General features: G+C 37.0%; 4 protein-coding genes. All 4 read left to right on the top strand.

Annotated elements, in window-relative coordinates:
- Positions 1-1,158: 1,158 nt before the first annotated feature.
- The gene (locus ACFIMQ_RS06305; protein WP_375703622.1) at positions 1,159-3,612 is read left to right on the top strand and encodes an autotransporter outer membrane beta-barrel domain-containing protein; all 2,454 of its coding nucleotides are present in this window, start codon (positions 1,159-1,161) and stop codon (positions 3,610-3,612) included.
- Between the two features lie 523 nt (positions 3,613-4,135).
- Complete coding sequence (locus ACFIMQ_RS06300) at positions 4,136-6,559, top strand: autotransporter outer membrane beta-barrel domain-containing protein (RefSeq protein ID WP_375703621.1); 2,424 nt, start codon at positions 4,136-4,138, stop codon at positions 6,557-6,559.
- 146 nt (positions 6,560-6,705) lie between these two features.
- Positions 6,706-8,625 carry an autotransporter outer membrane beta-barrel domain-containing protein gene (locus ACFIMQ_RS06295; protein ID WP_375703620.1) on the top strand — a complete coding sequence of 640 codons (1,920 nt, stop codon included), beginning with the start codon at positions 6,706-6,708 and terminating at the stop codon, positions 8,623-8,625.
- A 136-nt stretch (positions 8,626-8,761) separates the two neighbouring features.
- Positions 8,762-11,902, top strand: coding sequence for an autotransporter outer membrane beta-barrel domain-containing protein (locus tag ACFIMQ_RS06290; protein WP_375703619.1), 3,141 nt, complete (start codon positions 8,762-8,764; stop codon positions 11,900-11,902).
- Positions 11,903-12,017: the final 115 nt, after the last annotated feature.

Genomic DNA, 12,017 nt, shown 5'->3' with positions numbered 1-12,017 from the left:
AAAGGCTTTCATAATAAGCGTATTTTTAACAAAACTTCTTTGCAAATTAATCGCTCTATATTTGGCTAGCAAAATTAGCCACCCCAATTATGGAGGCGTTATCTTTTAGAATAGAGCATTCTTTAAACATTATAGCTCTTATCTAAAAATTTAGAAAAATCCCATGCCTTGTGATGTTATAACGATTTTGAAGTTTGTTTGCTTATCTTGTCTAAAGAGATGCCCTCAAATTTGAGGAGACCTCATTTGGTTTCGAATTTTTAAACTATAACTTTTAAAACGTTTTTTAGTACCAAGTCTAAAGTAGGTAGTAATTCTACTGCCATGGCATTATTCGCTTCCATTCTTTTGTGGAAGCAAATATAGTCCCGTTTTTAAAGATTAACATAGCTGTTGTGATGATACTATATTTCTGCTGATTACGTATCGTTTTCTAAACTTTTAGATAGCATTTTAAAAGCGATCTTGTCCTTAATCCTTTTATGCAATTTTTAAAATATTCGGTGTTATGATGATGCTGTTATGACAGCTCTCTATTTTACGCTTCTAATTTTGAGAACTGTAATTTTATGTTTTTATCATATGATTAACAATCCAATCTTTAAAACAAGATGTGATCTTTAAACGTATGTTATCGATAATTTCAAACGACTAAATTTTAAACAATGTGATTTGTACTATGATAAAAAACGTATCATAAGATTTATGAACTGTTATGAGTGATATCTGCTTTTCATTTCATTTGAACATTTACATGCGTTATAATATTTGCATCATGATTTTCTTTTTATGGTCTATTCATACATGGCAATCTTATATAAAAAATGGTCAAATAAATCATGCATAAAAGTGTGGATTCTGAAGGGATCAATATAAAATTGCTTCACTCAACATATTTATTTTATTGTGTTTTATCTATAATGTTTCATCTAGTATAAACTTACCAAACTAGATTTTATGCAGTCCATTTTTTACTGCTTTTCATAATCATGAAAAAAGCTTTTCTGAAACAAAAATCCAAATTATAGAAAACACCACAATATAATTTGTTTTGTTGTTTACAATAAAAACATAATGATATAAAAAGCTGATCGGGTACTTGCGCCATCAGGGGAGTGAAGTAAGCATCAAAGCATACCAAATACTAAAGGCATATCTATGTGTAAGAAATATATTTATAAGAAAAATTTTTTGTTATGTACAATTGCTGGAACTTTCATTTTTTCTCATTTCGGTTCAACTTATGCAAATACACAACCTCCTGAAATTATTAATGAGTTTGAGCTGGGTAAAGGAGAGGAAAAGACTCTTAATAATGTTTTTATCCGCAATAAGAAAACTGGGGTTTCTACGACTGAAAAAGCGATTGCCACAATTACAAACTCAACAATACACACAGAGTCAGTTGCTTTTTCCGTATCAAAAGGTGGGCAAATTCACGCGAAAAGAATTGATGCGAATTCAATATACAAAGGTTTAGAAACTAAAAACGGTATAATCAATATTGAAGATTCAATCATAACCGTTCAAAGAGCTGGAGGGGGCGGTATCGTTCTTTATGAAACCCCAAAAAGTGACGTAAAAGAAGGTGAAAATGTTGTCAATAGGATTAATCTTACCAAGAGCAAACTTCTTGTGAAAGATGGTGTCGGTATTCGGGGTCCTTATGGTTCAAAATCTGTTGCTGAAATTTCCCTTAAAGATTCGGAAATTCGGGCTGATGTTTTATTGAGAAATAAAACCAGACGTAAATATTATGATGACGATACTCTTCCTGTCTCTCTTACATTAACCGCGAATAATTCGATTCTAGAAGGAAGAGCAAGAACCTTAAAAATAAATACAACGACTCTTTCCCTGATCAACAACAGCAAATGGTACTTAAAAGTCAGTCAAGAGGACTCAGATACTGATTTTAATACTTTTAGTTTCGATCTCAGTGACCTTAAACAACGAGCACTTTCTACTGTTTCAGTACTAAATCTTAATAATAGCTCTATTATATTTAACGCACCGTCTGCTAATGTAACATCTGCTTTGGGAAAGGGGCAATATCAGATCTTGAGTGTAGGGAAAACTGCTGAGGTTTATGAATCACGAGACAATATGGTCCCTACTGTAGAAACAGCCTATTATGCAACGGGTGATGCAAGATTGTATTTCAATACCGAGTGGAGTGATGGTTTAGAAACAGAACAACAAAAAACTGACCGCCTTCTTGTTCATGGAAATATCTCTGGAACCACAACAATTTATTTTAATCATCTTTCAAACAATGGAAAATCAGAGACTGAGGATTCCCTTCCCTTAAATGCACGGGGACTTTCACTCATTCAAGTATCTGGAGAAGCAAGTGAATCATCCTTCAAACTGGCAAATGGCTATGTCACAATGGCGGGATTGCCTTATCAATATGTACTCAACGTTTATGGGCCAACCTCAAGTCGTGGAAAAGCAGAGAGCACACAAAGCCTCTTGGGAAGTGTATCTCAGGAATCAGAAGAAAACACCCTTAAAGACCACACAAGCTACGTTATAAACGAGAATGCTCTTGAAGGGGTTTCAAAAGATAAAAAAAATGCGCAAAGTGAAGATTTCTGGGATTTCCGCTTGCAAAGTGCTACACTTGATAATGACGGAAAGATTAGAGCCCTTGTTCCTCAAGTGGCAAGCTATTTGGTGTTGCCCAACGCTGTATTTTCCACAGGACTTTCTGATGTAAGCAATCAAAATGCATTATTAGACGATATGCGAACAACAGCATCGGAAACAAAAAATCATAAGAATAAAGGGCTTTTCTTATCTTCTTATGGCAATAAGATGACATTATCCTCTAGCCGCACTCCATTGCAATATGGTTATGGTGCTGATGTTCACTATGCTGCTTTACAAGCAGGCGTTACATTAGCAGCACTAGAAGAACAAAACATCGCCGTAAATTTGGGTCTTTTGGGTACATATGGGAGATTATCTTTCACTCCCAAAAATATGGAAGGTGCTGATAAAAGTACACTCAATAAATGGTCTCTTGCTGCATATAGTCGCTTCCACCATAATAATGGATTCTACGTCAATGCGCTCTTCTCTTATGGAATTCTCAAAGGAAATGTCACTACAGCTCTTATAGGAAAGACGGCAGAATTAACTGACGCTGATACATTTAGCGTATCAGCAACCATTGGACAAAAATTTGAAACCAGTACGAAAGGATTGGCCTTTGAACCACAAGCCCAAGTTGTTTATCAAAGTCTTATGCTTGGCATACTCTCAGATGTTGATGGTTTTGATGTGAATATGGGCAATCCTCATCAATGGTTGGTGCGTGTTGGTGGACGCTTAACGCAAACAACGCTTCCTACTGAGGGAGGTGGTATTTTCTCTTTCTATGGTAAATTGAATATTGTTAAGGCTTTTTCTAACAATGCCACCATACAGATTGGGGATACGTTCCACTTTGATTCTATGGGATCTGCCATTGAAGGTGGACTTGGTGTGAATGCACAATTATCACAAAATATTGCCTTTCATGCTGATGTTAATTATCAACAGAAACTTCAAAAAGCGGGTATATCTGGAATAAATGTTTCTGGTGGAATACGCTACCACTTTTAAAAATTTCTGATCGTTATTTTTAAAATATAAGCAGCGCTGAAATAGAAACAGCGCTGCTTAGTTTTGTAAATCATAAAAAGTGCCATCGGTTGAAAAATTGTTAAGTATTTACCCAAAAAAGAAATATTTTGACTTTTTTAGTTATATTTAGACAGCGTAACGAATTACTTATTCTTTATACAGAAAAAATCTACTCAAAATTTTTCACAAGCGTAATAATATATCTTTCATCTTAATTCTAAAAAACTCTCATGATAATAAGCTCTATTCGCTGAAGGTGAATTCATAGCATTGTTTGAACATGGATTTACTAAATCTATGTTTTTTGGGAATGTTTTTCACTGATCTACATTAGCAGATCAAAAGTGTTCCCAAAGCAAATCTTCAAACTATAGAGAACACCACATAATATTTCGTTTTGTTCTTTACATAAAAAACATTATGATATAAAAATCGTTAAAGTACTTGCGCCATCAGGGGAATGAAGTAAGCATCAAAGCATACCAATACTAAAGGCATATCTATGTGTAAGAAATTTATTTATAAGAAAAATCTTTTGTTATGTACAATTGCTGGAACTTTCATTTTTTCTCATTTCGGTTCAACTTATGCAAATACACAACCTTCTATAATGAGCGTGGTTCGTGCGGATAAGGCAGGAGAAGAAAAGGTCTTAAAAAATGTTTTTGTCCGTAGTAACTATAATGCAGTCGTCGCTGATGACAAAGCCTTTATTATCATTAAAAACTCAACAATACGCTCCAATAGTGTTTTGCTTTCTGCAGCCACAGGTGGACGCATTCATGCTAAAGAAATTGTGGGAAAAGCAGGAACGCATGGTTTAGAAATTGCCAATGGGATAATCCATGTTGAAGATTCAATCATAACCATCACAGGACATCATAAAAATTATGGTATTCGTTTTGACTACATCTCGGATTCTTACGTAAAAGAGGGAGAACAGGTCGTCAATAAGGCAATTCTTACCAACACAAAACTTTTGATGTCAGATGGTATTGGTATTGCGGGACCGTCCTCCTCGAAATCTGTTGCTGAGGTTTTTCTTAACAAATCAGAAATTCGTTCTGATATGTTGTTGAAGAATAAAAGCGTACCGGAGGATACTAAGCCGAAGACTCTCGTATTAACCGCTGATGATTCAATTATGGAAGGAAAAGTAAAAACCTTTACTGAAAATACGACGATTTTTACTCTGAACAATGGCAGCAAGTGGCACTTAAAAATTAGTCCATTTGAAGTAGAAGATGAATACAGCTCATCTCATTCGTACAAACTCATTGACATTAAACAACGAGCACAATCTGTTGTTTCAATTCTAAACCTTAATGACAGCTCTATCATATTTAATACACCGCATGATTTAGTAGAAAACCATTATCAAACCTTAAATGTGGGAAGACATCCACAAAAAGCAGAGCAAAATAGAAGCTCCGATGCAGCAACAGTTTATAATGCAACAGGCGACGCAAGGATTTACTTTAATACCAAATGGAGTAATGGTCTTATAAAAGAACAACAAAAAACTGACCGTGTTCTCGTTCGTGGTGATGTCTCAGGTACCACGAAGATCTATTTCAATAATCTTTCAAAACATGCAGAATCATCCAATGAAGAATCAGAAAGTCCAATTCCTTTGAATATGCGCGGGCTCTCACTCATTCAAGTATCTGGGCAAGCAAATGAAGATTCCTTCAAACTTGCTCATGGCTATACCACAATGGGGGGCTTACCTTATAAATATACACTCAATGGTTATGGACCAACCTCCAGCCGTGGGAAAGCCGATAGTGCACAAAGTTATTTAAGCGAAACATCACAAGAATCAAAAGAGCAAGATGCACAAAATACCGATGCATCATCCCTTAGAAAAGAAAATAATGGTCAAGCCCTCTTAGAAGAAAATGAAAATTTCTGGGATTTCCGCTTGCAAAATGCAACCCTTGATGATGAAGGAAAAATCAAAGCTCTTGTTCCGCAGATGGCAAGCTATTTAGTCATGCCTAACGCACTATTCTCCACTGGATTAGCTGATGTAAGCAATCAAAATACACTGTTAGATAATATGCACTCAACAGTTTTTGGATTAGAAGGTCATAAAAAGAAAGGGATCTTCTTATCAACTTATGGCAGCAAGTTGACGTTATCTTCCAGCCGTAGTCCATTGAACTATGGTTATGGTGCGGATGTTCGCTATGCTGCTTTACAAGCAGGAATGACGTTAGCAACGCTAGAAAATCAAAACATTACCGCGAATTTTGGTCTTTTAGGTACCTATGGAAAGCTAGCCTTTACGCCAAAAGATATGGAAGACTCTGACAAAAGCACTCTGGATAAGCGCTCTTTGACGGTCTATGGTAATCTCCACCATGACAATGGTCTCTATGTTAACACACTTTTCTCTTACGGCATCTTAAACGGGCATATTACGACAGCCCTTATCGGAAACACCACGGAGTTAAAAAATACGGATATATTAAATATATCAGCGACCGTTGGACAAAAACTAGCGACCAGCGTCGAAGGGTTGGCCTTTGAACCACAAGCGCAACTTATTTATCAACATATTGCATTTGGAACACTTTCAGATGTCGATGGTTTCCAGGTCAGTATAAAGACCCCCCATCAATGGTTGGTTCGTATTGGAGGGCGTTTAGCGAAAATAATGCTTCCCTCTGAAAACGATCGTGTTCTTTCTTTTTATGGTAAATTGAACGTCATTAAAGCTTTTGGTGAGAAAAATACAATTGATATTGTTGATTCTTTCCATCTTGATTCTATGGACTCTTCTCTTGAAGGTGGGTTTGGCATTAACGCGCAACTTTCCAAAAATTTCGCACTTCATGCTGACGTTAATTACCAACATAAACTCCAAAAAGCTGGAATCTCTGGAATTAATTTTTCCGGTGGAATGCGTTATCGCTTTTAAACAATTTTAGTTTTCTCTTTTGACACATAAGCAGCGCTGAAATGTAAGCAGTACTGCTTATATTTGACACATTACAAAAAATTGTAATGTGTCAAAGAGTGGTTTATTTTTATCAAAAAAAGAAAAATATCTTAAGGGACATTTCTATGCGTAGAAATCTTTTGTTATGTACAGCCGCTTGTGCTTTGTTTTTTTCTTCTTTTACCTTCACGTCTCCCAGCACCGCCTCTAGCCTAAGCCCTGAGGAACGCCATGCTCTTGAGGAAATTATCAAATTACCTCAACAATATCGCCATGCCATTGATTTAATAAACACACCAACACAAGCAGAAAAAAATCTTGAAAAGATAGCCTCTGGCGCCATGATGGAAGATAATTCGTCTGTTAGGAAGATGCTCGAAGAGTATTTAAGATCTGTCAATAAACAATTCTCAAATGGAGTCTATGGCTCTGTGGATAATACTATAGATGTGCATAATACTGTAGATAATATTATGGCTAAATATCATCATCTGGATATGCAACACATGATGAAAGCCAGAGCATACCTTGAACAATCACGTCAGAACCGATTAAAAACAAGAGAAAATTTATTACGTGGCTACGACAAAGCAGTTTCCGATGCCGTAAAAGCGGCAGCAATCCTTGAAGCTGATAATCAACAGCGTGTTAATGCCGCGCGCCAACAATGGACAACACAAGACAATCGTGATTGGAATAAACTGCAAAATAAAGCAGAAATATTACATAAAGCAGCACAAGTAGATAGTGCGTTACAAGGACAAAACAAAGAACTTTCTGATGCTTTACGCAAAGCAGTATTAGAGACTTTGAACGCGGATGGAATAACCAACGTGGAGAGAAAAGAAAAAACATCCCCTCCTCCAAAGGACACTTCATCCACAAGAACAAAGCATAGAATTACACGGCCTACAATAAATGAGAATTCGCAGTCTCATCTTGATCCTAAAACGAACACCACTCCCTCAGTATCGAAAACGACTCTTGACACCCCCTCAGAAGCTCATGCGAAATTACTCTCAAAGGATGATAGCACCGCTACCGCTGATACACAGAGCACCTCTAAACTTACAGCGGATAAAGCAACGTCTACTTCTCTTGATGGAACAGAAAAAAGAACAACTCTTACACCACAAGTAGAAAGTTCTTTAACCATGCCTATTGCGATGTTTGCTGTTGGAGTTGCTGATGTTAACAATCAAAATATCTTGTTAGACAATATGCAAATAACAATGTTTGAACCCAAAGACCATCAAGAGAGAGGAATTTTCTTATCTACTTATGGCAATAAGAGTGCGTTTTCTTCTAAAGTTCCAACAAAACAAGATGGCGTTCAAGCAGATATCCGCTATGCTGCCTTGCAAGCAGGTGCAACATTAATAGCGCTAGAAGATCAAAATATCAGCACCAATTTTGGTTTTTTCGGAACATATGGGAAATTGTCTTTTGCTCCTAAAAACAAAGAAAGCTCTCTTAAGAATGTGCTTGATAAATGGTCCCTTACCGCATATGGAAATATTCAGCATGACAATGGCATCTATGCAAGTGCCTTTCTCTCTTATGGAATGTTCAAAGACAATATTACCGCAGGTAACATCAAGCATACCCTAAGAGTAAATAATAGAAAAACATTAGGGGCTGCTGCAACTGTTGGTCAAAAACTATCAACCAGTTTTGAAGGTGTCATCCTAGAACCGCAAGTACAACTTGTTTATCAACGTCTCCTGCTTGGCTCTTTCTCAGATGAAGATAACTCTAAAATAAATATCAGAAAACCTGATCAATGGTTGCTTCGTATTGGCGGACGTTTAACGCAAAACAAAGGTCATGCCGTTTCCTTCTACAGCAAACTGAATATGACCAAAACTTTTAGTAAAAGCTTTCCGCTTGCTGCTATGGGATCTTTAATTGAAGGTGGTGTTGGTATTCACGCACACTTATCACAAAATATTCAGCTTCATAGTGATCTCAGCTATCAACATAAATTCAAAAAAGTTGGCATATCTGGAATAAGTATTTCCTGCGGAATGCGCTATCACTTTTAAAAATACTTGTATTTCTTATCTTGAAATATGAAGAGATCTTATTATGTTTCGTTTTGTCTCTTACAAAAGAGACATAATGAGGTCAAAGTTTTACTTTTTATGAGAGAGGGGGGAAATATTTTAGGAATACATCCATATGAAAAAAAGCTTCTTACTATACACAGTTTCCGGAGTTCTGTTTTGTTCTTCCACCAGTTTGTCTTATGCTATTCATGCTATGACTCCAACGATAGATCTCTCTTCTCCCCCAACAACATCTGACTCCACAAGAACGATCATCCCCCCTCATCTTACCGGAGATGAACCTACAAAGTCTACTCCTACAAGAATTGTCGCTCCTCACATGCAACTTGGAGAAAAATTAAGGAGATATACGCGCTCTTCATATGGAGAAACGACACATTCTTTAACACACCCCCAACCATCTGAACACCCTACAAAGCCTACTCCCTCTACAGACTCTTCTGAAAAAATTAACACTCCCCCAACAAAAATGGAAGTAAAGTCTCGAAGACGTTCAGGAGCCCCCACCTCTTCTACAGACTCGTCCAGCGAAAAGACGCCTCCAAATTCTGCTGTCTCTTCACAATCAGAAGCAACACAATCTGCACCCAATTTACAACCAACACCTGCAAACTCTGACCCCACAAATTCGGGACTTACAAAACCAACAAAAGAGCAATCACCAGAGCCTCAAGGATCAGAACCCAGACAGCAAATACTTTTAAGACCAGAAGCGGATACACAAAAAGTATCTAAAAACTCTGAACCTCAAAAATCAGAATCTACAAGACCAACAGCAGAACAATCACCGACGCCTAATACATCAGAGTTCTCAGCAATATCTGTCAGAACAGAAGCTGGAAAATCAACATCACAGGGTGCATCAGAATCTGTAAAACAAGTGCCCACACAATCTGCATCTGCACAAAAAATATCTGAAAAATCAGAGCTTACACAACCAATATCCCCCATAAAACAGCCTAAAAATCCGGCAAAAATTGAGGATATAAGCGCTGGAGTTGAGGCTAAAAACGGTAAAACTGTAACTTTGTATAACAAAAAAATTCAAGACAGGGTGATTGCTATCCATGCAGAGGGAAGTAATTCAAAAATTCAAATGAACGGGGGAACCGTTGATGCGGGTTTTGTTGCACTGAGTGTATCAGATGGTGGAGAAATTGATGCCTCTGGTATTACTGCAACAGCAGAAACAACTGGTTTGGTCAACATAGAGGGGACAATCAATCTTAAAGATTCAAACATCCATGTCACAGGAAATCATGAAGCGAGTGGTATTGTTTTTCGCAATAATCCATATCGTGCTCCTAGGAAACGATATACACGCAATGCTGAAAAAAATGCCAACACCGTTCAAGAACAAAATATTGCGAGTAAAATAAATCTAGAGAATACGAAGCTTTTCGTTGACCATGGAGTTGGTATCAACCTTTATGGAGCAAACACAAACGGTGAAGTTAGCCTTAAAAATTCAAAAATTCATGCTGATGTTTTATTAAAAAATATACAAAACGAAAGCGGATCCACAAACACCCTTACACTGGTTGCGGATCACTCTTCTTTAGAAGGTCGAGTAAGAACTTCTCAAAATAATAGAACAATTTTTGATCTAAAAGAGGGGACAAAATGGCTCTTAAAGCCAAATAAAAATGCCGTAAATAATGATAATGTTTCAAATGATGATACTGCTTTAGATGACTATGGACAGTTTGGTCTTGATGAAAAATCATATTCTAACCTTTCTGTATTGCGCCTTACAAACAGCGCCATTATGTTTGAGAAGCCCATGGAGGGACATTACCAAACTTTGTTTATAGGGCCTAATCTTTCGCAAGAAGATGAAACAGCTCACACAGCAGCAGTTTATAGTGCAACAGGTATTGCAGAGATTTATGTCAACACGCAATGGGACAAACATTCTCCTATCACTGAGCAACAAACTGATCGCCTTGTGATTAATGGTGATGTCTCAGGGAATACTGTTGTTCACATTAATCTGCAAGAAACAGATAAAAAAATAACCGATAGCGCTGCTGTTTGGGGAGAACACATGGCGTCACTCCCTTTAGGAACCCATGGAATTTCAATCATTCAAGTTTCCGGACAAGCAAATGAAAATTCCTTCACATTAGCAGGAAACTATATGACAATAGGTGGACAACCTTATAAATATGTACTCAAAGGCTATAAACCTGGAACGTCTCATGAAAGCCAAAGTCTTTTGGGAAACAATAGTAATTTCTGGGATTTCCGCTTACAGAATGCCTATATTGATAACGATAAAAAAGTTCGAGCGCTTTTACCACAGGTGGCAAACTATTTAACCCTGCCTAATACTTTATTTTCTGCTGGATTTGCTGATGTAAACAATCAAAACACGTTGTTAGATGCTATGCGGACAACAGTATTTGGAGCAGAAGATAATAAAAAGAATAATCTCTTTTTCTCTTCCTACAGCGAGAAAGTCTCTTTATCTTCCAACCGTGGTCCACTGCGCTATGGTTATGATGCTGATGTAAACTATGGAGCTTTACAATTGGGGATCATATTAGCCGCCTTAGAAAGTAAAGACATAAGCACACATTTTGGTCTTTTAGGAACGTACGGAAAGCTTTCCTTTACGCCAAAAGAAATGCAAGATTCTGAAAAGACAACGCTTGATAAATGGTCACTTACCGCTTATAGCGGCATCCAGCATAGCAATGGTATATATGTCAACACTCTTCTTTCTTACGGAACCTTAAAAGGAAATATTACCACAGCTCTTGTTGGGAATGCCGCAAAATTGGATGGTACCGAGATGCTTAATATATCTGCAACCATTGGTCAGAAATTAGCAACCGATACAAAAGGGCTGGTCTTTGAACCACAAGCTCAATTCATTTATCAAAATCTCATGTTTGATATTTTCTCAGATACCAATGGCTTAAAAGTAGACATGGGCAATCCACATCAATGGTTGATCCGTTTTGGTGGACGTTTAACAAAAACGATAATGGCTGTTGAAGAAAACAAAGCTGTTTCCTTCTATGGTAAAATGAATGTTATCAGAACTTTTGGCGATGGTAAAACAATAAAAATTGCTGATACCTTTCATGTTGATCCTACCGGCTCTTCAGTTGAGGGAGGCATGGGGGTGAGTGCATATCTTTCTCAAAATATTGTACTAAACGCCGATATCAGCTATCGGCAGAAACTGCAAAAAGCCGGTGTATCTGGCACCAATTTGTCTGGCGGGATACGTTATCGTTTCTAAAAGCAGAAAGCAAACTTAAATAAAAAAGCAGCATAAAGTGCTGCTTTTTTATTGAAACTCATATTTTTTAAATTCTCAAAAATCATTATCACATCAAAAAAGATATTAACTTATT

The organism is Bartonella sp. AD13SXNS, assembly GCF_042196465.1.
GTDB lineage: Bacteria > Pseudomonadota > Alphaproteobacteria > Rhizobiales > Rhizobiaceae > Bartonella.
This window is presented reverse-complemented; position numbering and strand designations above follow the sequence as displayed.

Bases quoted from the DNA above. Each gene is read 5' to 3' on its own strand.
- ACFIMQ_RS06305 (WP_375703622.1), top strand. From the start codon at position 1,159: ATGTGTAAGAAATATATTTATAAGAAAAATTTTTTGTTATGTACAATT.
- ACFIMQ_RS06300 (WP_375703621.1), top strand. From the start codon at position 4,136: ATGTGTAAGAAATTTATTTATAAGAAAAATCTTTTGTTATGTACAATT.
- ACFIMQ_RS06295 (WP_375703620.1), top strand. From the start codon at position 6,706: ATGCGTAGAAATCTTTTGTTATGTACAGCCGCTTGTGCTTTGTTTTTT.
- ACFIMQ_RS06290 (WP_375703619.1), top strand. From the start codon at position 8,762: ATGAAAAAAAGCTTCTTACTATACACAGTTTCCGGAGTTCTGTTTTGT.